At 61.2% G+C, this 24,829-nt stretch carries 28 protein-coding genes and 1 tRNA gene; 12 read left to right on the forward strand and 17 right to left on the reverse strand.

Annotation, left to right across the window (positions count from 1 at the left end):
• The first annotated feature begins 76 nt into the window (after positions 1 to 76).
• A complete protein-coding gene (locus AC2FNL_RS00705) occupies positions 77 to 418 on the forward strand; it encodes a DOPA 4,5-dioxygenase family protein (protein WP_496831706.1) in 342 nt (113 codons plus the stop codon).
• On the opposite strand, the gene AC2FNL_RS00710 is transcribed toward AC2FNL_RS00705, so the two are convergent.
• The gene (locus AC2FNL_RS00710) at positions 415 to 2,043 is read right to left on the reverse strand and encodes an acyl-CoA synthetase (RefSeq protein ID WP_496831708.1); all 1,629 of its coding nucleotides are present in this window, start codon (positions 2,041 to 2,043) and stop codon (positions 415 to 417) included. The genes AC2FNL_RS00705 and AC2FNL_RS00710 overlap by 4 nt on opposite strands.
• A gap of 222 nt (positions 2,044 to 2,265) precedes the next feature.
• Between AC2FNL_RS00710 and AC2FNL_RS00715 the strand changes: the two genes are divergently transcribed.
• Positions 2,266 to 3,657: an aminotransferase family protein gene (locus AC2FNL_RS00715; RefSeq protein ID WP_170366190.1), complete on the forward strand. Its 1,392-nt coding sequence runs from the start codon at positions 2,266 to 2,268 to the stop codon at positions 3,655 to 3,657.
• A gap of 120 nt (positions 3,658 to 3,777) precedes the next feature.
• On the opposite strand, the gene AC2FNL_RS00720 is transcribed toward AC2FNL_RS00715, so the two are convergent.
• From AC2FNL_RS00720 to AC2FNL_RS00745, 6 genes are all read right to left on the reverse strand, one after another.
• Positions 3,778 to 4,554 carry a methyltransferase domain-containing protein gene (locus AC2FNL_RS00720; protein ID WP_496831710.1) on the reverse strand — a complete coding sequence of 259 codons (777 nt, stop codon included), beginning with the start codon at positions 4,552 to 4,554 and terminating at the stop codon, positions 3,778 to 3,780.
• A gap of 231 nt (positions 4,555 to 4,785) precedes the next feature.
• A complete protein-coding gene (locus tag AC2FNL_RS00725) occupies positions 4,786 to 5,427 on the reverse strand; it encodes a LamG domain-containing protein (RefSeq protein WP_496831712.1) in 642 nt (213 codons plus the stop codon).
• 244 nt (positions 5,428 to 5,671) lie between these two features.
• Positions 5,672 to 6,037, reverse strand: a complete 366-nt coding sequence (gene rplT / locus AC2FNL_RS00730; protein WP_093965154.1) for a 50S ribosomal protein L20 — start codon at positions 6,035 to 6,037, stop codon at positions 5,672 to 5,674.
• Between the two features lie 14 nt (positions 6,038 to 6,051).
• Positions 6,052 to 6,252: a 50S ribosomal protein L35 gene (rpmI, locus tag AC2FNL_RS00735; protein ID WP_005981143.1), complete on the reverse strand. Its 201-nt coding sequence runs from the start codon at positions 6,250 to 6,252 to the stop codon at positions 6,052 to 6,054.
• A 181-nt stretch (positions 6,253 to 6,433) separates the two neighbouring features.
• Entirely contained in the window at positions 6,434 to 7,987 is a 1,554-nt protein-coding gene (locus AC2FNL_RS00740) for an alanine/glycine:cation symporter family protein (RefSeq protein WP_496831715.1), read from the reverse strand.
• Positions 7,988 to 8,001: 14 nt separating this feature from the next.
• Positions 8,002 to 8,439: a universal stress protein gene (locus AC2FNL_RS00745; protein WP_093965150.1), complete on the reverse strand. Its 438-nt coding sequence runs from the start codon at positions 8,437 to 8,439 to the stop codon at positions 8,002 to 8,004.
• A gap of 189 nt (positions 8,440 to 8,628) precedes the next feature.
• On the opposite strand from AC2FNL_RS00745, the gene AC2FNL_RS00750 reads away from it, so the two are divergent.
• Positions 8,629 to 9,114, forward strand: a complete 486-nt coding sequence (locus tag AC2FNL_RS00750) for an Lrp/AsnC family transcriptional regulator (RefSeq protein WP_093965149.1) — start codon at positions 8,629 to 8,631, stop codon at positions 9,112 to 9,114.
• A 2-nt stretch (positions 9,115 to 9,116) separates the two neighbouring features.
• Here AC2FNL_RS00750 and pyk read toward each other — a convergent pair whose 3' ends face one another.
• Positions 9,117 to 10,562 (reverse strand): pyruvate kinase, encoded by a 1,446-nt coding sequence (gene pyk, locus AC2FNL_RS00755; RefSeq protein WP_170342769.1) that lies wholly within the window; start codon positions 10,560 to 10,562, stop codon positions 9,117 to 9,119.
• Positions 10,563 to 10,679: 117 nt separating this feature from the next.
• On the opposite strand from pyk, the gene AC2FNL_RS00760 reads away from it, so the two are divergent.
• The 3 genes from AC2FNL_RS00760 to AC2FNL_RS00770 all read left to right on the forward strand — a co-directional run bounded on the left by AC2FNL_RS00760 (position 10,680) and on the right by AC2FNL_RS00770 (position 12,129).
• Positions 10,680 to 11,417, forward strand: coding sequence for an N-formylglutamate amidohydrolase (locus AC2FNL_RS00760; protein ID WP_170342771.1), 738 nt, complete (start codon positions 10,680 to 10,682; stop codon positions 11,415 to 11,417).
• A gap of 86 nt (positions 11,418 to 11,503) precedes the next feature.
• Entirely contained in the window at positions 11,504 to 11,743 is a 240-nt protein-coding gene (locus tag AC2FNL_RS00765; RefSeq protein WP_005981131.1) for a DUF6868 family protein, read from the forward strand.
• Between the two features lie 71 nt (positions 11,744 to 11,814).
• Positions 11,815 to 12,129, forward strand: a complete 315-nt coding sequence (locus AC2FNL_RS00770) for a DUF1244 domain-containing protein (RefSeq protein WP_496831719.1) — start codon at positions 11,815 to 11,817, stop codon at positions 12,127 to 12,129.
• Between the two features lie 42 nt (positions 12,130 to 12,171).
• Here the strand turns inward: AC2FNL_RS00770 and AC2FNL_RS00775 are convergent, their stop codons facing one another.
• From AC2FNL_RS00775 to dgcN, 3 genes are all read right to left on the reverse strand, one after another.
• Entirely contained in the window at positions 12,172 to 13,032 is an 861-nt protein-coding gene (locus AC2FNL_RS00775; protein ID WP_496831721.1) for a D-amino-acid transaminase, read from the reverse strand.
• Positions 13,033 to 13,043: 11 nt separating this feature from the next.
• Positions 13,044 to 14,009 (reverse strand): N-acetyl-D-Glu racemase DgcA, encoded by a 966-nt coding sequence (gene dgcA / locus AC2FNL_RS00780; RefSeq protein ID WP_496831723.1) that lies wholly within the window; start codon positions 14,007 to 14,009, stop codon positions 13,044 to 13,046.
• 72 nt (positions 14,010 to 14,081) lie between these two features.
• Complete coding sequence (gene dgcN, locus AC2FNL_RS00785; protein WP_496831726.1) at positions 14,082 to 15,083, reverse strand: N-acetyltransferase DgcN; 1,002 nt, start codon at positions 15,081 to 15,083, stop codon at positions 14,082 to 14,084.
• A 293-nt stretch (positions 15,084 to 15,376) separates the two neighbouring features.
• Here dgcN and AC2FNL_RS00790 point away from each other — a divergent pair, with 293 nt between their 5' ends.
• Positions 15,377 to 16,339: an L-malyl-CoA/beta-methylmalyl-CoA lyase gene (locus AC2FNL_RS00790; RefSeq protein WP_496831728.1), complete on the forward strand. Its 963-nt coding sequence runs from the start codon at positions 15,377 to 15,379 to the stop codon at positions 16,337 to 16,339.
• A gap of 56 nt (positions 16,340 to 16,395) precedes the next feature.
• Here the strand turns inward: AC2FNL_RS00790 and AC2FNL_RS00795 are convergent, their stop codons facing one another.
• Positions 16,396 to 16,971 (reverse strand): PA14 domain-containing protein, encoded by a 576-nt coding sequence (locus AC2FNL_RS00795; RefSeq protein WP_170342782.1) that lies wholly within the window; start codon positions 16,969 to 16,971, stop codon positions 16,396 to 16,398.
• Positions 16,972 to 17,090: 119 nt separating this feature from the next.
• Positions 17,091 to 17,543 carry an Lrp/AsnC family transcriptional regulator gene (locus AC2FNL_RS00800; protein WP_170342784.1) on the reverse strand — a complete coding sequence of 151 codons (453 nt, stop codon included), beginning with the start codon at positions 17,541 to 17,543 and terminating at the stop codon, positions 17,091 to 17,093.
• Between the two features lie 72 nt (positions 17,544 to 17,615).
• Here AC2FNL_RS00800 and AC2FNL_RS00805 point away from each other — a divergent pair, with 72 nt between their 5' ends.
• Positions 17,616 to 18,212 carry a LysE family translocator gene (locus tag AC2FNL_RS00805; protein ID WP_496831730.1) on the forward strand — a complete coding sequence of 199 codons (597 nt, stop codon included), beginning with the start codon at positions 17,616 to 17,618 and terminating at the stop codon, positions 18,210 to 18,212.
• Positions 18,213 to 18,333: 121 nt separating this feature from the next.
• Positions 18,334 to 19,296 carry an acetyl-CoA carboxylase carboxyltransferase subunit alpha gene (locus AC2FNL_RS00810; RefSeq protein WP_093965129.1) on the forward strand — a complete coding sequence of 321 codons (963 nt, stop codon included), beginning with the start codon at positions 18,334 to 18,336 and terminating at the stop codon, positions 19,294 to 19,296.
• A gap of 4 nt (positions 19,297 to 19,300) precedes the next feature.
• Here the strand turns inward: AC2FNL_RS00810 and AC2FNL_RS00815 are convergent, their stop codons facing one another.
• From AC2FNL_RS00815 to AC2FNL_RS00825, 3 genes are all read right to left on the reverse strand, one after another.
• Complete coding sequence (locus tag AC2FNL_RS00815) at positions 19,301 to 20,440, reverse strand: lytic murein transglycosylase (RefSeq protein WP_496831732.1); 1,140 nt, start codon at positions 20,438 to 20,440, stop codon at positions 19,301 to 19,303.
• Positions 20,441 to 20,552: 112 nt separating this feature from the next.
• Positions 20,553 to 21,200, reverse strand: a complete 648-nt coding sequence (locus tag AC2FNL_RS00820; protein ID WP_093965127.1) for a GntR family transcriptional regulator — start codon at positions 21,198 to 21,200, stop codon at positions 20,553 to 20,555.
• Positions 21,201 to 21,230: 30 nt separating this feature from the next.
• Positions 21,231 to 21,926: a M48 family metallopeptidase gene (locus AC2FNL_RS00825; RefSeq protein ID WP_496831734.1), complete on the reverse strand. Its 696-nt coding sequence runs from the start codon at positions 21,924 to 21,926 to the stop codon at positions 21,231 to 21,233.
• A gap of 100 nt (positions 21,927 to 22,026) precedes the next feature.
• Here AC2FNL_RS00825 and AC2FNL_RS00830 point away from each other — a divergent pair, with 100 nt between their 5' ends.
• Both AC2FNL_RS00830 and AC2FNL_RS00835 read left to right on the forward strand, forming a co-directional pair.
• Positions 22,027 to 22,347, forward strand: a complete 321-nt coding sequence (locus AC2FNL_RS00830) for a TIGR02300 family protein (protein WP_093965124.1) — start codon at positions 22,027 to 22,029, stop codon at positions 22,345 to 22,347.
• A 144-nt stretch (positions 22,348 to 22,491) separates the two neighbouring features.
• Positions 22,492 to 22,567 (forward strand) — tRNA-Ala (locus tag AC2FNL_RS00835).
• Between the two features lie 41 nt (positions 22,568 to 22,608).
• On the opposite strand, the gene AC2FNL_RS00840 is transcribed toward AC2FNL_RS00835, so the two are convergent.
• Complete coding sequence (locus AC2FNL_RS00840; protein WP_496831736.1) at positions 22,609 to 23,610, reverse strand: ester cyclase; 1,002 nt, start codon at positions 23,608 to 23,610, stop codon at positions 22,609 to 22,611.
• Between the two features lie 165 nt (positions 23,611 to 23,775).
• On the opposite strand from AC2FNL_RS00840, the gene AC2FNL_RS00845 reads away from it, so the two are divergent.
• Complete coding sequence (locus AC2FNL_RS00845) at positions 23,776 to 24,825, forward strand: ABC transporter ATP-binding protein (protein WP_170421894.1); 1,050 nt, start codon at positions 23,776 to 23,778, stop codon at positions 24,823 to 24,825.
• Positions 24,826 to 24,829: the final 4 nt, after the last annotated feature.

The following is a 24,829-nucleotide window of genomic DNA, read 5'->3' on the forward strand; positions in this document are numbered from 1 at the left end:
CTGTTTGCCGATGCGTCTGTGCACCGGCGCCGATCGGGCCTAGCCTTGTGCCGGAAACCACCGCACGAGGCCCCCGATGCCACAGATCACCGGCTATCACGCCCATGTCTATTTCGACGCCGAAACGCAGGACACCGCCCGCCGTGTCTGCGAGGAGGCTGCACGCCTGCTCCCCGTCCAGATGGGCCACATGCACAGCCGCAATGTCGGCCCTCACCCCCGCTGGAGCTGCCAGCTGAGCTTTGCCGCCGATGCCTTCGACAAGGTGATACCGTGGCTGATGCTGAACCGGCAGGGGCTGACCGTGTTCACCCACCCCGAAACCGGCGAGCACCTGCCCGACCACCGCGACCGGGCGATCTGGATGGGCGAGATGCTGGATCTGGACCTGTCGATCTTTGACCGGCAGGGCGCCTAGCCCAGCGCCCGCGCCTGTTCCCTGAGCTTGAATTTCTGGATCTTGCCCGTCGATGTCTTGGGAAGCGGCCCGAACACCACCGTCTTGGGTGCCTTGAAATGGGCCATGTGGTCGCGGCAAAATGCGATCAGATCGGCCTCGGTCGCCTCGGCGCCCGGCTTCAGTTCGACAAAGGCGCAAGGCGTCTCGCCCCATTTCTCGTCCGGTTTGGCGACCACGGCGGCCTCCATCACGGCGGGGTGCTTGTAGAGGATATCCTCGACCTCGACCGACGAGATGTTCTCGCCCCCCGAAATGATGATGTCCTTTGACCGGTCCTTCAGCGCGATATAGCCGTCGGGATGCGTCACCCCCAGATCGCCCGAGGCAAACCAGCCGCCGCGGAACGCTTTCTGCGTGGCCTCGGGGTTCTTCAGATACCCTTTCATCACGATGTTGCCCTGCATGAAGATCTCGCCCATGGTCTCGCCATCGGCCGGCACCGGCTCGAGCGTTTCGGGATCAGCCACCATCAGCCCCGACAGGGCAACGTATTTCACCCCCTGCCGCACCTTGAGCGCGGCGCGCTCCTCGGCGGGCTTGTCGTTCCATTCGTCCTTCCAGGCGCACACGACCGACGGCCCGTAGGTCTCGGTCAGGCCATAGACATGAGTGACTTCGATGCCCATCCCCTCCATCGCCGCGATCACCGCGGCGGGCGGCGGGGCACCTGCGGTCATCACCTTGATCTCATGATCGAAATCCTTGAGATGATCGGGCGCGTTGGCCAGCATGTTCAGAACGATGGGCGCGCCGCAGAAATGGGTCACGCGCTCGTCGCTGAAGGCGCGGTAGATCGGCTCGTCCCGCACCGCGCGCAGGCAGACGGACGTGCCCGCGTTCGCGGCCATGGTCCAGGGGAAACACCAGCCGTTGCAGTGGAACATCGGCAGCGTCCACAGATAGACCGAATGCTGCGGCATGCCCCAGGTCAGGATGTTCGACGTGGCATTCAGCGCCGCGCCACGGTGGTGATAGACGACACCCTTGGGGTTGCCCGTGGTGCCAGAGGTGTAGTTCAGCGTGATCGCGTCCCATTCATCGGCGGGCAAAGACCAGTCGAAATCCGGGTCGCCCTCGGCCAGCAGATCGTCATAAGTCAGCGCGCCAAGCTTCTCACCGCCATCGAAACTCGGATCCTCGATGTCGATCACCAGAATGCCGTGATCCACCTGCTCCAGCGCCTGCTTCACCTCGCCCGAGAATTCGGGATCGACCAGCAGCACCTTGGATTCGGCGTGGTTCAGGATAAAGGCGATGATCGGGGCATCGAGCCTTGTGTTGATCGTGTTCAACACCGCGCCTGCCATGGGCACGCCAAAATGCGCCTCGTACATCTCGGGGATGTTGGCGGCGATGATCGATACCGTGTCGCCCGCGCCCACCCCACGCGCGGCCAGCGCACTGGCCAACTGGCGGCAGCGCGCATAGGTCTGCGCCCAGCTATGGCGCCGGTCACCATAGACCACGGCGGGATAGTCAGGGTAAACGGCCGCGGTCCTCTCGATATAGCTGAGCGGGGACAGGGCCGTAAAATTTGCCGGGCCTTTGTCCAGATCGCGCTGATAAATGCTGTGGGTCGCCATCCGCCTCTCCTCCCCAAGTCGTCGGATTTTTCGTATTGAGCACAAAGGTTGCCGCAAAACAAACCCGTAAAAATACGCGAGGCGAATATACTGGAGCTACGTGATCGGGTAATCTGGCCCTACTGCGTACCGGGCTTTCGGGCTGATCTGCGGTATCTGGTTCATCCGCGCCCGCCGGGCATCGTGATTCCCGCGCGTCGCGTCTTACTGAAAGGACATGTCATGGACGGCACGTTCAACGAAAACGATCTTTCCCGCGTGGTCGAGGCCGACCGCGCCCATATCTGGCACCATCTGATCCAGCACAAGCCGTTTGAGACGAACGATCCACGCATCATCGTCGAAGGCAAGGGCATGCGCGTCTGGGATCAAAAGGGCAAGGAACACCTGGATGCCGTCTCGGGCGGCGTATGGACGGTGAACGTGGGCTATGGCCGCGAATCCATCTGCAAGGCCGTCTACGACCAGCTGATGAAGCTGTGCTACTTTGCGAACTCGGCGGGCTCGATCCCCGGGGCGCTGTTTGCCGAAAAGCTGATCGAGAAGATGCCAGGCATGAGCCGGGTCTACTACACGAACTCGGGGAGCGAGGCGAACGAAAAGGCGTTCAAGATGGTCCGCCAGATCGCCCACAAGAAGTACGGCGGCAAGAAGACCAAGATCCTGTACCGCGACCGCGATTATCACGGCTCGACCCTGGCGGCGATGTCGGCGGGCGGTCAGGACGAGCGCAACGCGCAATACGGCCCCTTTGCACCGGATTTCGTGCGCGTTCCGCACTGCATGGAATACCGCAAGCACGAATTGGACGGCGCACCCGAAGAGAACTTTGGCGAATGGGCCGCCGATCAGATCGAAGCCGTGATCCTGCGCGAAGGCCCCGACACCGTAGGCGCGCTGTGCCTTGAGCCGGTGACCGCCGGCGGCGGCGTGATCGAAGCGCCCGAGGGCTATTGGCAGCGCGTGCAGGAGATCTGCAAGAAATACGACATCCTCCTGCATATCGACGAGGTCGTCTGCGGCGTGGGTCGCACCGGTACCTGGTTCGGGTACCAGCAATACGGCGTGAAACCCGATTTCGTGACCATGGCCAAAGGCGTGGCCTCGGGCTATGCCGCGATTGCCTGCATGGTGACCACCGAGGAAGTCTTTGACATGTTCAAAGACGATGCCGCGGACCCGATGAACTATTTCCGCGACATCTCGACCTTTGGCGGCTGCACCGCTGGGCCGGCGGCGGCGATCGAGAACATGCGCATCATCGAAGACGAGAACCTGCTGGGCAATTGCGCCGCGATGGGGGATCGCATGATGGGCAACCTGCAGGCACTGATGGACAAGCACAAGGTCATCGGCGACGTGCGCGGCAAGGGCCTGTTCCTGGGGGCCGAACTGGTCGCGGATCGCGCGTCCAAAGAACCGGTGGACGAAAAGCTGGCCCAAGCGGTCGTGGCCGATTGCATGGCACAAGGGGTAATCATTGGCGTGACCAACCGCTCGGTCCCCGGGCGCAACAACACGCTGTGCTTCTCGCCCGCTTTGATTGCCACGGCGGACGACATCGACCAAATCACCGACGCGGTTGATGGCGCGCTGGGGCGTGTGTTTGGGTAAACCCAGCGCAGGATAAAAGACCAAGTGAAACCGGCGTTCTTCGCGCCGGTTTCTTTTTTGATCTCCATTCGCTCAGGCAATAGCCTTTGTTTGATTCAATCAGCGCATCCAGACCAAAGTCTAGGACTTGCGTCCGCTGATGACAAAATGGGTTAGCGAAAAGAAAAACCGGCCCTTCGCGGCCAATGATCTCTGCTCATCCGCCCACGCTTTGGCTTCCTGATCCGGGACGAGCTTGTTGGACTCGGCGAACCTTTTCATCAGTGTGATCATCATATTGGCCAGCCCATCTGGCCGGAGTTCGTTATCGCAAATCGTGATCGGCGTGACGCTTTCGACAGTGAAACCCACGTCTCTCAAAATCGGTGGCAGTAGAGCGGGCACGTCTCTTCCGACAAAGTGCTTGTCCCAGGCTTTTATCATCCGATCCATTCTTGCCGGATCATCACTGTACCAAACCAGACTGTCGAAATGGATGTCGCCCACGACAAGCAGACCACCCGTCCTGAGACAGCGATGGGCCTCCGCCACCGCGGCGGCAATGTCATTTAAATACTCGTAAACCTGAACCGACACCGCCTTGTCGAGTGAGGCGTCCTTGGCCGGAAGTTGGCCTGCCTCACCCTCCATGATCTGGACCCAGTCATATTGATGGCAGCGGTTTTTGGCGGAACTCCGCATCGCCTCACTTGGGTCGATGCCCAAAACACGCCCGGTCGGACCAACCGCCCGCGCGAGCTCTGCTGTCAAAAGACCATTTCCGCACCCAACGTCCGCGATGATATCACCCGGGGCTGGTCGCAACGCGTCAAAAGACCCTCGCCGCCGTCGGGTGACATCGGCACCTTGATACACGCTATCGAGTAGACGCGTTGTTGCTGCATCAAATTCAAGCATGGCACTTGCAAAACCAATGTTGGTCAATTCAGCACGTGCAAGCCTAGCGGTTTTTGGCCCGGATGTCTGCCTGCGCAAAAAGCCGGCACTCAGGCACCAAAAAAGCCGCCCCTAGTCGGGCGGCCTTTCTCTCACTGTTTAGCGAATGAGGATCAGGAGGCCAGAGGGGCAAGTACCCTCGCGAGGACACCACCCAACGGTTCCAGTTCGCGCGACCTGCGTTTTTGGGCGTCAGTTGGCTCTTTTGATCTCAACTTCATCAAATTCGAAACGACCAGTTCCAAAGGCTGCCAGGCCTATCCCTGCCCGAGCGCCCTGGCCGGGGTTCGAGGACGTTCGCTTTGAAAACAGCGTTTGAACGACCTTGGTTCCGTTGGCATAGAAAACCACGTGCGCCCCTCGGACCTGGAAGGTCAGCTTGTTCGGGGCGCCGACACGTATCGCGTCATGTCTGTCTGCGTGTACCAGCCGCAATTGGCGGCCGTCCTTTTGCAGTACGTGATAGCGCCCTTTGTCGTCCACAGTGAACGCCACGTATTTCCCGGACTTTCCGCTGCCAACCAGAATGCCCACACCGCTTTTGCCGCTGAACTCTCCGTCCACCACGGCAGAGATTACCATGTCCTGCGTGCTCTCCAACGAATCCGAGCCGGGAAACTTCACCCACGCCACGTCGTTGAACTGAAGGCTGCGCGCATCCTGTCTGTTCTCCATGACGAATTTTCCATCGGCCACATAAACGGCCCAGGGCGGCTTGGCCGATTGAAAGTCGATCTGCCCGCCCAGCATGAGCGTCGTGTCGTCACCATCAAAGGTTTCAACCAATACGTCAGGAAGGTCAGGTTCGGTGATCGTGTCCTGCGATCTTGCCACTGTCGGGTGGCAGATCACCACTGCAGTCAAGACAAGAAGGGCTTGGGTAAGTCTTTGGCAAATAGGCATTTCAGTATTCCGCATTCAATTCATCAGTGAAACTTAACAGATGATTACATCAAATGCGTGTAGTGACCATAACGGAATCCCATACTTGGTTTACGCGAAATCCAATCTGGTCGATCCAAAGAAAAAAGCCGCCCCGAACGGGACGGCCTTTCTTTCACTGTCTCTCGAAAGAGGATCAGGCAGCCAGAGCGGCCTGTGCCTTGGCGACGATCGCGCCGAACGCTTCCGGCTCGTGCACGGCTAGGTCGGCCAGGACTTTGCGGTCCACTTCGATGCCGGCCAGGTTCAGGCCGTTGATGAAGCGGGAATAGGTCAGAGCTTCGTCATGCGAACGAACAGCGGCGTTGATGCGCTGGATCCACAGAGCACGGAAGTTGCGCTTGCGGTTCTTGCGGTCGCGGGTTGCGTACTGGTTGGCCTTGTCGACGGCCTGACGGGCAACCTTGAAGGTGTTCTTGCGGCGGCCATAGTAACCTTTGGCGGCCTTGATGACCTTCTTGTGACGGGCGTGAGTTACGGTTCCACCTTTAACGCGGGACATATCGGTATCTCCTCTTAGCGGTCGTAGGGCATGTAGCCCTTGACGATCTTGGCGTCGGGGGCGGACAGGGTGGTGGTGCCACGGGCGTCGCGGATGAACTTTTTGGTCCGCTTGATCATGCCGTGCCGCTTGCCGGCCTGACCGGCCATGACCTTGCCGGTCGCAGTCACCTTGAAGCGCTTCTTGGCGCTCGATTTGGTCTTCATCTTGGGCATTTCCGTCTCCTTTCAGGGTTCGGTCCGAAACGCGACTCGGCATGCCACATCGGCCGGTCGCGCGATCAGATGCGCCGTTTACGCAAGTTCGGTCATGCTGGCAAGGGGTTTTTGACCCGTTCGGGTGCTTTTTGCACCGGGGTCGGGAACCGGGGCAGCAGGGCCGCCCCGGTTGGTGTCATCAGTCGGCGAACTTGCGGATTTCGCCGCTTTTCAGTCGCGCGCTGTACGAGGCCAGTTCCTGACGCACCACTTTCATCAGGAAGTAGAGCGCAAAGACGTTGACCACGGCCATGGCAAAGATCGCCGCATCCGAGAAGTCGATCACCGGGCCCAGGTTGGCCGCAGCCCCGATCACCACGAAGACGCAGAAGATGATCTTGAACACCAGTTCCTTGGTGTGGCCCTCGCCGAACAGATAGGTCCAGGCCTTGAGGCCGTAATAGGACCAGCTGATCATGGTCGAGAAGGCGAACAGGATCACCGCGATGGCCAGGATGTAGGGGAACCAGCTGAAGGCGCTGCCGAAGGCGGCCGAAGTCAGGCTGACACCGGTGTTGCCATTGACGGTTGCGATCGCGGTGCCCGCTTCGTTCAGCACGTACAGGCCGGTTGCCGGGTCGATCACCAGCTGCTGGGTGATGATGATCACCAGCGCGGTCATGGTGCAGATCACCACGGTGTCGATGAACGGCTCGAGCAGTGAAACAAAGCCCTCGGTGATCGGCTCTTTGGTGCGAACGGCCGAGTGTGCAATGGCCGCCGAACCCACGCCTGCCTCGTTCGAGAAGGCGGCGCGTTTGAAGCCCTGGATCAGAGCACCGACCATGCCGCCGGCCACGCCCAGACCGGTGAAGGCACCAGCGAAGATCTGACCGAAGGCCCAGCCGATCATGTCAGCGTTCATGATTATGATGACCAGCGCAGTGGCGACGTACAGGATGCCCATGAACGGCACGACCTTCTCGGTCACGCGGGCGATCGACTTCAGGCCGCCCACGATGACCATGAACACCACGGCCGCGAAGACCAGGCCGGTGATCCAACCGGGATAGTCACCGACGATGCCCGCGATCTGCTGGTGCGCCTGGTTGGCCTGGAACATGTTACCCCCGCCCAGCGCGCCAAGGATACAGAAGATCGAGAACAGGACCGCCAAGATCTTGCCGCCGGGCAGACCCAGTTCGGCAAAGCCCTTGGACATGTAGTACATCGGGCCGCCCGAAACGGTGCCGTCTTCGTACTCGTTGCGGTACTTCACACCCAGCGTACATTCGGTGAATTTCGACGCCATGCCCAGAAGGCCGGCGAGGATCATCCAGAAGGTCGCACCGGGTCCGCCGATGCCGACTGCCACCGCGACGCCCGCGATGTTGCCCAGGCCGACCGTGCCGGACAGCGCCGTTGCCAGCGCCTGGAAGTGACTGACCTCGCCCGCATCGTTGGGGTCGGAATAGTCACCTTTCACCAAGCTGATCGCATGGCTGAAGAACCGCATCTGCACAAAGGCGAAATACAGCGTGAACACCGTTGCGGCCACGACCAGCCACATCACGATCCAGGGAAAGCTCGTCCCGGGAAAAGGTGCGAAGATGAAGCTGACGAAAGGACCCGTCAGATCTGCGAAGGCCTGGTTGATCTTTTCATCCAGACCGGGGGCCTCCTGCGCAAGCGCGGGGTTGGCCAGCAGGGCCGCGGCCGCACCGGACAGGCCCAGGGTTTTGATCGATTTCATGTCTGCTCCTCCCGTCAGTTCACGACTGTGACCGGAACGTCGGCGTGCATGACCAGATTCTGGGTCGAACTGCCGAAGATTCGCTTTTTGATGCCGTCAGCCGAGGATCGTCCCACAACGATCTGCGATCCGCCGTTTTCGACCGTGATCGCGTTCAGCGTTTCGGCCACATCGCCATGGCGGACAATACCGCGGGCGCTGAAGCCTGCGGCCTTCAAGGCCTCGACGGCGGGTTCCACCACGCGGCTGGTGGCAAGCGCGATCTCCTCTTCGCGCCGCTTGTGCCGCAGGGCGTTTTCCTCGGGAGTTTGGAAAGTATAGGGCGACCATTCGATGACATAGGCAACCAGCAGTTCACACGATCCAATCCGACTTGCCAGATCCTTGGCAAAGCCGACCGCGCGATCTCCGGTCTCTGTCCCGTCCAGTCCTATGACAATTTTCGTTGTCATCTCGTTCCTCCGTTTTTGTTGATTTGGCCGGGGCCCGTGCCCCCGGCAGGGCAGCCGGAACCTGGAACTCGTTTTACAAGACTGCCCTTCGGTCAAGTATCAGGAAAAATCACTAGGAAAAGGAGATTTTTTCGGTCTATTTTCAGGAAAATATGCCGCCAGACCTCAAAAACGCAGGGAAATTGCCTGATGGACAGGGATTTGGATAAGATCGATCAACGGATATTGGCCGAGCTCGAGGCCAATGGACGCCTGCCAATAGTCGAACTGGCGGCCCGAGTAAACCTGACCAACACGCCGTGTTCCGAGCGGGTGAAACGGCTGGAAAAGAGCGGGTACATCACCGGCTACAGCGCGGTGATCGACAAAGAGAGGCTGGGGCTGGGGCACTTGACGGTGGTGCAGGTTTCGCTGACGGCCACAGCCGAACACTCGCTGGACCGTTTCAACGAAGCCGTGCGACGGGTACCTGAAATCGAAACCTGCCTGATGGTCGCCGGATCATTCGACTACATGCTGACCGTTCGGACACGCGACATCGCGCATTTCCGAACGGTGTTGGGCGACAAGATCAACAAGCTTCCGGGGATACACCAGACAAGCTCGTTCACGGTGATGGAGACCGTAAAAGAGCCTGTCGGCGCCAAAGCAAGACCCGGCGGACCGGGTGGCTGATCCTATTCGGGATCCGTCGAGTAGATCAGTCGCTCGTCGCAGGGTGCGACGCGCAGGATGTTGGTCGAGCCTGGCACGTTGAACGGGACACCGGCGGTCACCACGATCTGATCCGAGGCGCCGGCAAACCCGCTGGCTCGCGCCGCGCGCGCCGCATTGACCACGGCGCTTTTGAACCGCTCGAGCTCGGGCGTCATCACGCAGTGACAGCCCCAGCTGAGACACAGACGCCGCGCGGTGCCCCGCAGCGAAGTCATGGCGATGATCGGGACACCGGGACGCTCGCGGGCGGTGAGCAGTGCGGTGGTGCCGCTTTGGGTAAAGCAGCAGATCGCCTTGATGTCGGTCTTTTCGGCGATTTCACGGGCCGCGGCCACGATGCCGTCGGCAACGGTCGTTCCCTTGGTCTGGCGCGAAGCGTCGATGATCTGTTTGTAGGTTGGGTCGGCTTCGACCTCGATCGCGACCTTGTTCATGGTCTGAACGGCCTCGATCGGATACGAGCCCGCGGCCGACTCGGCGCTCAGCATGATGGCGTCGGTTCCCTCATATATGGCGGTGGCGACGTCCGACACTTCGGCGCGGGTGGGCATCGGGCTTTCGATCATGCTTTCTAGCATCTGGGTCGCAACGATAACCGGCTTGGCGGCAGCGCGGCACTTTCGGACCAGTCGCTTTTGAATCGGAGGCACGGCCGAGACCGGGAGTTCGACGCCCAGATCGCCACGGGCGACCATGATGCCGTCCGATGCGTCGAGGATTTCGTCAAACGCCTCGACCGCCGCGGGTTTTTCAATCTTGGACAGGATAGCGGCGCGACCGTCAGCCAGGGCGCGCGCTTCGTACACGTCCTTGGCCCGCTGAACGAAGCTCAGCGCAAGCCAGTCGACACCCAGCTGACAAACGAACTCCAGATCGTCGCGGTCCTTCTCCGACAGGGCTGCCAGCGGCAGCACCACGTCGGGCACGTTCACACCTTTGCGGTTCGAGATGGTCCCGCCGATTTCAACTTTGCAATCCGCGAAATCGGGGCCGCATTTCTCAACCACAAGCCGGATCTTGCCGTCGTTGACCAGCAGATGCGCCCCCGCTTCCAACGCCTGAAAAATCTCGGGGTGCGGCAGGCAGACCCGGCTGACATCGCCCGGAGTTTCGTCCAGATCCAGACGGAACGCGGCACCTTCGACCAAGTCCTCTGCATCATTCGCAAACACACCGACCCGCAGTTTCGGGCCCTGAAGGTCCGCCAGAATGGCGATCGGGCTGTCGAGGTCCTTTTCGATCTGACGGATGATCCGGTGGCGTTCACGGATTTCGTCGTGGCTGCCATGGCTCATGTTCAGGCGGAAAACATCGGCGCCGGCCTCGTGCAGAGCACGGATCATATCATAGTCGTTGGACGCCGGTCCCAGCGTCGCCACGATTTTCACATTTCTCAGGCGTCGCATCGATCTTGCTCTCCTTGATGGTCGAATGTTACCGCAAACAATAGTCGGTTTGCTTATTGCGCAATTCCCTTTCCGAGGCAACTGTCCTACACCTGCGGCAAACAAGATGACAGGCTCATGACATACACTCCGTTTTACGTGCACGGGGCGGATCGCCCGTCCCGCTGGCTGATCACGTGCGACCATGCCACCAACATCGTACCGCCGCAGATCAACGGCGGTGACCTTGGCCTTCCGCGTGAGGACATGGAGCGCCACATCGCCTATGACGTGGGCGCCTACGAGGTATCGAAACATCTGGGCGAGATCCTGAACGCGCCGGTGATTGCCGCCAATTTCTCTCGGCTGGTGATCGACCCGAACCGGGGCGAGGACGACCCGACCCTGTTGATGAAGCTGTATGACGGGTCGATCATTCCGGCCAACCGTCACGCCGACGCCGCCGAGCGCGAACGGCGCCTGAACCTGTGCTATCGCCCCTATCACGAAGCGCTGGCCAAGATGGCCGCCCTGCCCCACGCCGTAATCGTGTCGATGCATTCCTTCACGCGCCAGCTGCGGGGCCGCCCGCCGCGCCCCTGGCATGTCGGCATCCTTCACACCGAGGACGAGCGGTTCTCGGCCCCGCTGATCGAACGCCTGCGGGCCGAGGAGGATCTGTGCGTCGGCGTCAACGAACCCTATACCGGAGTGCTGCCCGGGGATGCGATCGACCGGCACGCCACCGCCTTTGGCCGCCCCAACGCACTGATCGAGCTGCGCAACGACCTGATCGCCGATCATGCCGGGCAGCGCGCCTGGGCCGAGCGGCTGGCGCCGATCCTGCAGGACGCGCTGGCCGCAAGCGGTCTGTAACGCTGGAAAAATCCGCGACCAAACGACGCCCATGCTCTTGCGCGGCGCACAGGCGGTCCCCATTTTTGGGCTGAAAGGAGGCCGTCATGACACCTGAAACCCTGACAGCCTTTTTCGGCTGGATGACCGTTCTGAACTTTGCGGTCCTGCTGCTGTCGACCCTGATGGTGGTGGCCCTGCAGGACCGCATCGCTGCCATTCACGGCCGCATGTTCCAGATGGAAAAGGCCGAGGTCAGAAAGGCCTATTTCAAGTATCTTGCGAACTACAAGATCCTGACCCTGATCTTCTGCCTGATGCCCTGGATTGCCCTCAAGCTGGTCTGAACCGGCGCGCGTTGTGCAATGGCCTCGGGCTTGCTAGGTCTGGATCAAATCCCACGAACCGGAGCCCACCCATGGACCCCCAGACCGAGATTGAACTGCAGGCCGCCGCTTTCCGCCGCCTGCAAAAACACCTGATGCAGGACCGCACCGACGTTCAGAACATCGACATGATGAATCTGGCCGGGTTCTGCCGAAACTGCCTAGCGCGGTGGTATCAGGAGGCCGCCAATGAAAAAGGCATCGAAATGGGCAAGGATGAAGCCCGCGAAATTTTCTATGGCATGACCATGGATGAGTGGAAATCCAGATACCAGACCGAGGCCAGCCCCGAGAAACAGGCGGAATTCAAGGTCGCGTTCGAGGGGAACGTCGGCAAAAAAGACTGACGCCAAAACAAAAAGGCCCGCCAGATCGGCGGGCCTTTGCATTCAGATCGCTGCCTTTAGGCTTTCGTCCAGATAGATCTCGCGCAGGCGCGTGGCGATCGGGCCGGGTGTGCCGTCGCCCAGCGCTACGCCGTCGATCTCGACCACAGGCATTACGAAAGCGCTGGCCGAAGTGGTAAAGGCCTCGTCGGCCTCCTTTGCTTCGTCGATGGTGAACAGGCGCTCCTCGACTTCCATCTGCGCCTCGGCCGCCATGCGCAACACCGCCTTGCGGGTGATCCCGTGCAGGATGTCGTTCGACAGCGGGCGGGTAACGATCTTGCCGTTCTTGACGATATAGGCGTTGTTGCTGGTGCCTTCGGTGACATACCCGTCTTCAATCATCCAAGCATCGTCGCACCCAGCGGCCTTGGCCATCATCTTGCCCATGGACGGGTACAGAAGTTGCACCGTCTTGATGTCGCGGCGGCCCCAGCGGATATCCTCGATCGAGATGATCTTGGCCCCTTTCTTCGCCGCCGGATTGTCAGCCAGACCGGGCTTGTTCTGAGTGAACAGAACCAGCGTCGGCTTGGTGCCGGCCGAGGGAAAGACGAAATCGCGGTCGCCGTCGCTGCCTCGGGTGACCTGCAGATAGACCAGCCCCTCGGTGATGCCGTTCAGCTCGACCAGCTTGCGGTGGATTTCAAGCAGCTCGCCCTTGCTGCAGGGTTCGGCCATCTGCAATTCGTCCAGCGACCGCTTCAGGCGCACCGCGTGACCCTCGAAATCAATCAGCTTGCCGTCCAGCACGCTTGTCACCTCATAGACGGCATCCGCCATCAGAAAGCCTCGGTCGAAGATCGAGACCTTGGCTTCGGTCTCGGGCAGGTATTCGCCGTTCACGTAAACGGTACGGGTCATGTTCGTCTCCATCAGCCCCAGAGTTCCGCCTCGGGCGGGTGTACTCCGGCATCGTCAAAAATCAGCGGGGTGTCGCGGTCTTCGGCCAACAGAAGCGGGCCGTCAAGGTCCGTCACCAGCGCACCCTGCGCCACCAGTGTCGCAGGCGCCATCGCCAAAGAGCTGCCGACCATGCAGCCCACCATGATGCCATAGCCCTCGGCCTGCGCCGCGCGGCGCAGCTCCAGCGCCTCGGTTAGACCGCCGGTCTTGTCCAGCTTGATGTTGATCACGTCATATTTGCCCCTCAACCCGGGCAGGCTGGCGCGATCGTGGCAGCTCTCGTCGGCGCAGACCGGCACCGGACGATCGAGTCCGATCAGCGCCTCGTCATCTCCGGCGGGCAGCGGCTGTTCGACCAGCGCGACGCCCAACCGCACCAGATGCGGCGCCAGATCCGCATAGACCTCAGCCGACCAACCCTCGTTGGCATCCACGATGATCTTCGCATCCGGCGCCCCGGCCCGCACGGCCTCGAGCCGCGGCATGTCGTCGGGCGTGCCCAGCTTGATCTTCAACAGCGGACGATGCGCGTTCTTCGCCGCCTGCGCCCGCATGGCGTCGGGCGTGTCCAGCGACAGGGTATAGGCGGTGATCTCGGGCTTGGGCGCGGGCAGGCCGGCCAGTTCCCAGGCGCGCTTGCCCGCCCGCTTGGCTTCAAGGTCCCACAGGGCGCAATCCACCGCATTGCGCGCGGCCCCGGCCGGCAGTAGGTCCATCAGCGACTGGCGCGTGAATGCTTCTGGCAAAGCGCGGATCTCGGCCTCGACCGACTCCAGCGTTTCGTCATACCGGGCATAAGGCACACATTCGCCCCAGCCCTGATGCGCCCCATCCGTCAGGCGCACCGTCAGTACCTTGGCCTCGGTCCGCGACCCGCGCGAGATGGTGAACACCTGCGCCAACCGGAACACATCACGAGAGACGTCGATTTGCACGCGCCCACTCCTTACTCTTTGCAGTTTCCAGGGCCGGAGGCGGGCACCCCCGCCATCGGCGCCCCGGTTGGATCACATCGCGGCCAGCGCGTCCACCAGCTTGCCCGCGCCGAAACGGTACGGATCGGTCGTCGGCAGGCCCATCTCGGCCTCGACCTTGGCGATGTAGGCTTTCGCGTCCTCCTCGCTCAGGTGCTGGGTGTTGATCGACACACCCGCGACCTGGCAGGCAGGGTTGGCGACGCGCGCCAAAGGCAGGGCCGTGTCGCGCAGCTGTTCCAGCGTCGGCAGGGAATATTCCGGCAGACCGCGCATATGGGTGCGGGTCGGCTCGTGGCACAGGATCAGAGCATCCGGCTGACCGCCATGGATCAGCGCCATGGTCACGCCGGAATACGAGACATGGAACAGCGACCCCTGCCCCTCGATGTGATCCCAGTGATGGGGATCGTTCTCGGGTGTCAGGTATTCGACGGAACCGGCCATGAAATCGGCCACCACGGCGTCAAGCGGAACGCCCTGCCCGGTGATCAGAATGCCGGTCTGGCCGGTGGCGCGGAAGGTCGATTTCATCCCGCGCCTGCGCATCTCGGCATCCATCGACATGGCCGTGTACATCTTGCCCGCAGAACAATCGGTGCCCACCGCCAGACAGCGCTTGCCGCTGCGTTTGCGCCCGTTGGCGATCGGATAACCCACCGTGGGCACGCGAACGTCATGCAGGGTGCATCCATGGGTCTGGGCCGCGGCCACCAGATCGCCTTCGTCGCGCAGCAGGTTGTGCAGGCCCGAGGCCAGGTCATAGCCCATTTCCAGCGCGGCGATCAGGACCTCTTTCCAGGCCTGGCTGATAACGCCACCGCGGTTCGCGACACCGATCACCAGCGTCTTGGCGCCGGCGGCCTTGCCTTCGGCCAGGGTCATGTCGGTCAGTCCCAGATCGGCCTTGCAGCCCTCCATCCGCAGCTGACCCACGGCGTTTTCCGGGCGCCAGTCCCGAATGCCGATCGCGACCTTGGCGGCCAGTTGGTCGGGGGCATCTCCCAAAAACAGCAAATACGGTGTCTCGATCATCGCGCGCTCTCCTTTTCTTGCGCCCCAACCTATTGAAGGCCGTCAACGAGCGTTTCTCGTTTTCCTCCAACCTCCCGCACGTCGACCGGAGAATTTTGCAAGATTCTCCCGAATGGCGCAAAAAGCTTCGAAACTTTCAAAATGATGAAACTTTGACCGCCGCGTTCCGGGGGTTGCGCACAGCTTTCTGCAACAGCATTGCCGCAACTGCACAATCAGGCTTGCGCAGGGACGCGCAATTTAATACCCAATTGCCAACTGAAATCGCAATTTCATTACTCAGCGAGGTGCCGATGAGCTTTCGTATCCAACCCGCCGCCCCGGCGCGACCAAACCGCTGTCAGCTGTTCGGCCCCGGATCCAACACCAAGCTGTTCCCCAAGATGGCCGCCTCGGCCGCGGACGTGATCAACCTCGACCTCGAAGATTCGGTGGCCCCGTCCGACAAGGAGACCGCCCGCGCCAACGTGATCGAGGCGTTGAACACCGTGGATTGGGGCAACAAGTACATGTCGGTGCGCATCAATGGGCTGGATACGCCCTATTGGTACCGCGACGTGGTGGACCTGCTGGAACAGGCCAGCGACCGGCTGGATCAGATCATGATCCCCAAGGTGGGCTGCGCCGAGGATGTCTATGCGGTTGACGCTCTGGTCACTGCGATTGAACGCGCCAAGGGCCGCACCAAGCCCATCAGCTTCGAGGTCATCATCGAATCCGCCGCCGGCATCGCCCATGTCGAGGAAATCGCGGCCTCCTCCCCGCGCCTACAGGCCATGAGCCTGGGCGCGGCCGATTTCGCCGCCTCGATGGGAATGCAGACCACGGGAATCGGCGGCACGCAGGAAAACTATTACATGCTGCGCGAGGGCCAGAAATACTGGTCGGACCCGTGGCACTGGGCGCAGGCTGCGATCGTGGCTGCCTGCCGCACCCACGGGGTGCTGCCGGTCGACGGACCGTTCGGCGACTTCTCGGACGACGAAGGCTACATCGCGCAGGCGCGCCGCTCGGCGACGCTGGGCATGGTCGGCAAATGGGCGATCCACCCCAAGCAGATCGCGCTGGCCAATCAGGTTTTCACCCCGTCGGACGAGGCGGTGACCGAAGCGCGCGAGATCCTGGCTGCGATGGAGCAAGCCAAGGCCAATGGCGAAGGCGCCACGGTCTACAAAGGACGGCTGGTGGACATCGCCTCGATCAAGCAGGCCGAGGTGATCGTGGCGCAGGCCGAGCTGATCGCCGCAAACGGCTGATGGGGACTTAAAAAAAGGCGCTCGTTCCGAGCGCCTTTTCCTGACTTCGGTTGGCCTCAGCGGCCGAACACGTTGTTTGGTGTCCAGGTAAACTTCTCACCCTGCTTGCCGGATTTCATCATCAGGCAGGACGTTCCCAGCTTCTGGAAATAGATGATCTTCAGAGGGTACCAGCCCGCCTTTGGAACTTCGACCTCGGTGCGCTGGTTGGCTTCACACCCCTGAATCCCGGTGACACGGCCGATCTGCTGACCACCGACATAGGCCTCGAGCCCGTCATTGGACCAGGTTTCGAGTTCGTAAATGCCTGGAGAATCAAAGCGCATGTACCCGGTGATTTCAGCGGCAACATTGTAGGGGTCCGTGAACGTCAGAACCGGCTCGCCCTTGTTGGTGTCGGCATAGTCCAGCCCGCGCAGTGGCTTGCCCGGCTTGGCCTTGGACAACACGCTTTTGGCCTGGCTCAGATCGCGGATCTTTCTCTGAGTACCCTGCCCAACATATTTCACGTTCAACCCCGCCTTGGGATTGGGTTGCGGGTTGGCGGGCTGCAATTTCAAAGGCGCGGCAAATGCGGCACCGGCGACAATCGCCACCAAGGCCGCCAATGCGCCTGTCCGAACAAAACTCATGATCGTGTCTCCCTGACATCGCGCACTGTTCGATCTGATGCCGAATTTCTGGCGCTTTCAGGCCGACGATATTCCGGGATACACATGCCTGCAAGGCCCTAGCGGCAGTGGGCTCAAGCTCAGGCCCGCAGGTCTTTCGGGGATCCCATGACCACGTAGGACGTGATCGAGGTGACATGGGGCAACGTGCCCAATACGTCGGTATGGAAGGTCTTGTAGGCCGACAGGTCGGCGCATTCCACCCGCAGCAAGTATTCGATCGTACCGGTGATGTTGTGGCATTCGACCACTTCGGGCGCCAATTGCACCGCTTTTTCAAAACCTTCCTGAGCGGCCTTTGTATGCTCACCCAGTCCGACGCCGATATAGGCGACAAAACCGACGCCCATCGCCGCAGGGTTCAAAACGGCGCGATACCCGCTGATGACGCCGGACCGCTCAAGCTCTTGCACCCGGCGCAGACAGGCTGACGGCGAAAGCCCTACGCGGTCCGCCAGTTCAAGGTTGCTGATCCGGCCATTTCGGGCCAGCTCTTGCAATATTTGCTGATTCTTGAGGTCAATATTCGCCATTTATTGCAAGCTTTATGCAATCGAGAACGAAATCGCAATTTCATTTGAGCAAACCTGGGCGATCTTTGCGCCATGACTTACGACATCCTACTTGCGCTGGTCGCGTTTGCCTTTGTCTCGTCCATCACGCCGGGGCCGAACAATCTGATGCTGATGGCCTCAGGGGCAAATTTCGGGTTCCGGCGGACAATCCCCCATATGCTGGGTATCGGCTTGGGCTTTACGCTGATGGTTTTGTTGGTCGGCGCAGGATTGGTGCAGGTGTTCGAGGCCTATCCCGTCAGCCACGTGATCCTCAAAATCGCGTCGGTGGCCTATCTGCTATTCCTCGCGTGGCGAATTGCCAATGCGGCTCCTGCCAAGGGCCCGAGGCACGTCGGACGGCCCATGACGTTTCTGCAGGCGGCAGCGTTTCAATGGGTGAACCCCAAAGCCTGGGCCATGGCGCTGACGGCAACGACGGCCTATGCCCCGGGCCAGACCCTGCAAGCCATTGCGCTGGTTGCCCTTGTATTCGGCTGCGTGAACTTGCCATCTGTCAGCACTTGGACGGTTCTGGGCCAGCAGATGGCACGCGTGCTGACCAGCCGGCGACGTCTGACCGTGTTCAACTGGTCGATGGCGGCTCTTCTGGTGATTTCGTTGTACCCTGTGCTGTGGCCAGGCTGAGGTCGCAGGCACGCGTACCATGTCGACGCGCGCGGGGAAACGCACCCCGACACGCGGTGCCGAGTTGCATCCGGGGCGACCTCGGGTCATATAGCGGAGAACTTTCGCGTTGAGAGGCGTCATGACCCAGTATCTGGATTTCGAAAAACCGCTGGCCGAGATTGAAGGCAAAGCTGAAGAGCTGCGCGCCCTGGCCCGCGCCAACGAAGAGATGGACGTAGCGGACGAAGCCGCCGCGCTGGACGCCAAGGCGGCCAAGCTGCTGGACGAGTTGTACAAGGACCTGACGCCCTGGCGGAAATGCCAGGTGGCCCGCCATCCCCAACGTCCGCACTGCAAGGATTATGTCGAGGCCCTGTTCACCGAATTCACCCCGCTGGCTGGCGACCGCAATTTTGCCGACGATCTGGCGGTCATCGGCGGCCTGGCACGGTTCAATGACCAGCCGGTGATGGTGATCGGGCATGAAAAAGGCTCGGACACCAAATCTCGGATCGAGCGCAACTTCGGCATGGCCCGCCCCGAAGGCTATCGCAAAGCCGTGCGCCTTATGGAAATGGCTGGTCGGTTTGGCCTGCCGGTAATCACCTTGGTGGATACCGCCGGCGCGTATCCGGGCAAGGGCGCCGAAGAGCGCGGGCAGTCCGAAGCTATCGCCCGTTCAACCGAGATGTGTCTGAAAATCGGTGTTCCGCTGGTGTCTGTCATCATCGGCGAAGGCGGCTCGGGCGGCGCGGTGGCTTTTGCCACGGCCAACCGGGTGGCGATGCTGGAGCACTCGATCTATTCGGTGATTTCGCCCGAGGGCTGCGCGTCGATCCTGTGGAAAGATGCCGAAAAAATGCGCGAGGCCGCCGAGGCGCTGCGCCTGACCGCGCAGGACCTTCAAAAGCTGGGCGTCTGCGACCTGATCATCCCCGAACCCAAAGGTGGCGCGCATCGCGACCGCCCGGCCACGATCGAATCCGTGGGCAGGGCGATCGCCAAGATGCTGAAGGATCTGAACGGCAAGGATGCCGCCGCGCTGATCAAGGACCGGCGTCAGAAATTCCTGGACCTGGGGTCCAAGGGACTGGCGGCCTGATCCGTCAACCACCCAAAGAGCGCAACAAGCTGACCGAGGGCACGCCCGTAACGGGCAGGCCCTTGGCTTGCTGATACGCGGTGATGGCCGCGGTGGTGTTCTTGCCGATCACCCCGTCAGCGCCTTGCGTGTCATACCCGGCAGCAGTCAGACGACGCTGCAACTCTTTGCGATCTTCCAGCGTCAGGCCGGTTTCGTCGGGCCCGAAAGACGCCTGAAAGGGTGCGCCATCGGCGATCCGATCCGACAGGTGCCCAACCCCGATCGCGTAGCTGTCCGAGTTGTTGTAGCGTTTGATCACCTGGAAATTGCGGAACACCGCTATGCGCGGCCCGGGTTTCTGCGGCTGCAGAATTGCAACCGGCGTGCCCGAATTTGCCGCCGCAGATCCGACCTCACCCCCCCAAGGCTGGCCCCGAACCCAACCCGCCCGCGACAGGTAGGCAGCCGTCGAAGCCAGCGAGTCTGTCGGATCGTTGGACCAGATGTCGCGTCGGCCGTCTCCTGTGAAATCCACGGCGTAGGCCAGATACGAGGTCGGGATGAATTGCGTATGCCCCATGGCACCGGCCCAGCTGCCGGTCATGTTGGCCGGCGACGTGTCACCGTTTTGAAGGATCTTCAACGCCGCAATCAGCTGGCTTTCGAAGAACGCCCCGCGACGCCCGTCATAGGCCAGCGTGGAAAGGGCCGAAATAACGGGCACATCGCCCCGCCGCTGCCCATAGCGGCTTTCCAGCCCCCAGACCGCCACCACGACCTCTTTGTCGACGCCATAGCGCGACTCGATCTGCGTGAGGGTGGCGTTGTGGCGTTGCAGCATCTGCTTGCCGGTACTGATCCGCTCGTCTGACGCGGCGATGGCCAGATAGTCTTCGAGCGAGCGCTTGAACTCGACCTGGTTGCGGTCGCGTTCGATCACATCTGGTAGGTAACCGGCCCCCTGAAACGCCCGGTCGATCGTCGCTTGCGAAATACCCTGCCCCGCCGCGCGCGCCTTGAAACTTGCCACCCAGGAATCCCAGCCGGCATTGGGCACTGCCCGCATTCGCGACGCGGTTGTTCCGGTTGGCGCGGACCCGCCCGCGCAGGCGCTCAGGAAAACTGCACCGAGACCCAGTGAGAATGTCCGTCGATTGATCATGGCTGAAATCTGCTCTTATTTGTTGTTGGCAGCAGCGTAGCGCAGCAAATGCCTTGAGGCTAGCTTCGCAACCGCCGCCCGTTTGGATTTTTCACTTTGGGCAAAGGCCCGCTCAGCTGACCAGCAGGCGCAGACCCTGGGTCACATCCGATCGCACCGCCAACCGCAAACCCGGCTCGTCCCCAGCCTTCAGAGCGGCGATGATCAGCTTGTGATAATGCGGCGGTTCGGTCCGTCGCAGGCGGCCATAAAGAGCGCGCATGGTCGGACCAAGCTGCAGCCAGACGGTTTCGGCCATCGCTAGCATGGCCGGAGCCTGCGCACGCAGATAAAGCGTGCGGTGAAACTCGAGGTTCGTTCGGATGTAGCCGACCGCATCACGCTTGGTCACCATTTCGGCCACGGTCATGTTGATGCTCTGCAACCGGTCGATCAGAGCCATATGCGCCCGAGGCAGCGCACGGCTGGCCAGCTCGACCTCCAGCAAGGCCCGCAGCGCGGCCAATTCTTCGATCCGGTCGTTGCTGAGTTCGGGCGTGGAGACCCGACCCGAGTTGGACAGAAAGAGCGCCCCTTCGGCGGCCAGACGGCGCACGGCTTCGCGCGCCGGCGTCATGGACACACCGAACTCCTTGCCTATGCCGCGCAATGTCAGCGCCTGACCGGGCGGGATTTCTCCATGCATGATTCGAGACCGCAGGGCGCGGTATACCTGATCATGGGTCGCGATCTGGGAGTCGGAGCTGCGGGTGGTCAACATGCCCTCATGTGATCACAAATCCCCGTGAGGTCAACCGGCGGGCGCATCGAACCTGTAACGGTGCAGTTCGGCCCCATTGTCGCGCAGCCAGTGCCGGGCCGCTTTGTACGGGCCGAACAGCCGCTCGACCTGCGCCCAGAACGCCGCCGAATGGTTCATCTCGGCCAGATGCGCGACCTCATGAGCCGCGACATAGTGCAGGATTTCAGGGGGCGCCAGGATCAGCCGCCACGAAAACATCAACCCTCCCGCTGCACTGCACGACCCCCACCGCGACCGTGTATCGCGCAACGTCAGGCTGGAGTAGTCCCGCCCCAGCATGGCTGCATAGTCGTCGCAGGCTTCGGTCAAGCGATCACGCGCCAGCTCTTTCAAAAAGCGGGCGAGGCGCCGCGCCTCGGCCCCTTCGGGCACCGCAACCCGATCGGCATGCAAACTGACCCGGCGCCCCTCCGCCGGCACGATTCGCCTTGGCACACCTTCGACCGGCAGGGTTTCACCGAAGCCGACTGACGCCGGAACGGGCCGCGCGCCCAGATGCTGGCGGATCCAGTCCTCCTTTGAGCGCGCAAAGCCGACCGCCTCGGATTCGGACACGCCCTTCGGATAAGTCAACGTAACCCGGCCATCCAACTGGGAAATACGCAAGCTTATGCGGCGTGCCCGCGCCGATTTGCGCAAGGTCAGCGCAACGGGAGGCTGTCCGGGCAATGAATGTCGCCCCATGGTGCGATCTCCTTGGCGCAAAGGCTTTGACAGTACCCGCCGCATGTGGCAGGTGACCTGAATCGTTGATACGACTCACCTGATATCAAGGGGAATTGACATGCCCAAGGAAGAATGGGGCGTAAAGCGCGTTTGTCCGACCACTGGCAAGCGGTTTTATGACCTGAACAAGGACCCGATCATCAGCCCCTATACCGGCGAGATCGTGGAATTGGAAACCGGCAAAAGCCGGATGATCGCAGCCGACGCCGAAGATGCAGCGTCGGTCAAGGCGCGCGAAGCCACGTCCAATGACGAACTGCTGGACGATGATGACGCAGTCGATGTCGATCTGGACGACGATCTGCTTGAGGACGACGACGAGGACAACGTCTCGTTGGACGACATCACCGACGTCGCGTCGGAAGACGAAGACTCGTGATCCGGCCGGGGCGGCGCAGGCTGCCCCGCGCCCCGATGCACCCCGTGCGCCGCGCATCTTTTTTCACCGAATCCGATTTTTTGGTCTTGCACTCGCGCACGTCGTTTCATAAACGTCCGTCCACCGCACAGGCGGTACCGGAAAGGGGCCTTAGCTCAGTTGGGAGAGCGCTTGCATGGCATGCAAGAGGTCAGGGGTTCGACTCCCCTAGGCTCCACCAAATCCTCTCCCATTGCATCCAGTCCTCCCCCCGGGCTGCACCTACGCCGATCCGATGCCCGTGGTTCTTGCCAGTATGTCCACGCCCTGCTGTTTCCAGAAATGCAGAAGGTCGATGAAGATCCAGTTCTCGGCCAGCTTGTCGCCTGCGCGGCGATAGATGTCGATCACTCGAAACTCACCGTGCGTTTGGGTCGCGGGCATGCCCATGAACCCTCCGGTAGGAATAGCCGTGAAGTTCGGCCAGCCAAAAAACCCGCCGTAGTGACCTTCGGCCAGCCGGCAGACATGTTTGGTCTTTGACCGCTCGGCGAATGCCGCGCGGAAGGGACCGGCATGTTGCTTGCCATACCGATCAATCGTGTAGGTGGCGCCAATTCCCTCGGGTCCCCACCAGATCATGTCGTCATGCCAGGTGCGGCTCAGCTCTTCGCTCAGGGTCAGGCCACTTTTCCACTGGCCCAGATCGGAAATCATGGCGTTGATCAGCGCCAGAGTCTGCTCCCCTTCTTCGACCGGTTGATCCGCGCCAAGGATACCGTCGTGAGTCAGGGGCCCGGGCTGTACAAGATGGGCTGCGGTTTGGGGCGGAAACGGGTTCTGACCGGCCTGCACCATCAGATGCGGGATATCGAAATACATCGCGGTCTCGACGATCTTGCCGTCTTGCACCTTGTTGAACTCGCAATAGCGCAGGAATGCCATTTTGCCTGTCGGTCGAATGCCCAACCAGGAGTGGTCGAACAGACCCATCAGATGGCCCATGGAAACCACCCAGACCTCGCGCTCGTCGGTCAGCGAGTTGCAACCCGCAAAGAAAATGTCCTGACGCCGCTGCATGCGTTTGAGGCTGTTTCGCAGCGGGGCCCAGAAGTTTTCCGCTACGTCGTGGACCCCCGAAATCTGACCGAACGGGTGAAAGCCGCGCCACAGCAGATTCGGCGCACAGAATCGCCCTATGACATCTGACAGCTTGTCGTTGGTGGCCAACTGCAGGTCCTCATAGAACGCCTTCACCAGATCTTTCTCTTTTTGAAAGCTCATCTGTTTTTCATTGTTTTGCAGCATATTACGCCTGTTTCTGCCCGGGGGTGAATCACTGATTTCCGGCATATTTGCATACGTATGCAAAAATGTCTTGCCAGAATTGGTAAACCAAGAATACCCTTTTGCAAACGTATGCAAAACGATTCCTTCCCGGGGGGCTTCATGGCGGAAATTCAACTGCGCAATGTCGGCAAGCGATGGGGATCGTTTGTTGGGGTTCACAACTTCGATCTGACGATTGCCGATCGCGAGTTTCTGGTTCTGCTTGGCCCGTCCGGCTGCGGCAAGACCACGACAATGCGCATGATCGCTGGGCTTGAGGACGTGACCGAGGGCGACATCCTGATCGACGGCAAAGTGGTCAACGATCTTGAGCCCAAGGACCGCGACGTGGCGATGGTGTTCCAGAGCTATGCCCTCTACCCCAATATGAACGTCTATGAAAACATCCGCTTTCCGCTGAAGGTCCGCGGGATCGACCCCGCAACCCATGACGAGAAGGTGCGCCGCGCCAGCGCCATGGTCGAGCTGGACGATTTTCTGCATCGCAAACCGGCGGAACTGTCGGGCGGTCAACGCCAACGTGTTGCTCTGGCCCGCGCGATCGTGCGCGAACCGAACGTGTTCCTGATGGACGAGCCCCTGTCCAACCTGGACGCCAAGCTGCGTGTATCCACCCGCGCGCAGATCAAGAATCTCAGCCACGAACTGGCCGTCACCACGATCTATGTCACCCACGATCAGATAGAGGCCATGACGCTGGCCGACCGCGTGGTGGTGATGAAAAAGGGCATTGTGCAACAGGTTGGTAGCCCGACCGAGATTTACGACCGCCCGGCCAACACTTTCGTCGCCAGTTTCATCGGCTCGCCAGCCATGAACCTGATGGATGGTCAGGTCGAGGGCGGCGTGTTCCGGACCACGGGTGTCGAAATCCCGGGGCTGGACATTGCTGACGGCCCGCTGACCTTGGGGTTCCGTGCCGAGGATGCGACACTGGCCGAAGGTCAGGGCCAGATCACGGCACCGATCTACACGCTCGAGCTGCTGGGTGACGCCACCATGATTTCGGTCCGGGTCGGCGGCGCATTGGTCTCGGTCAAAGCCGACAAAGCATTCCGTGCCGAAATAGGCGAGATGGTCTCGTTCTCGGTGCCGAAAGAAATCTGTCACCTGTTCGAAGCAGAGAGCGGTGCGCGGATCGGGGGCTGACCCC

This window comes from Ruegeria sp. CRTD044 (genome assembly GCF_059613485.1).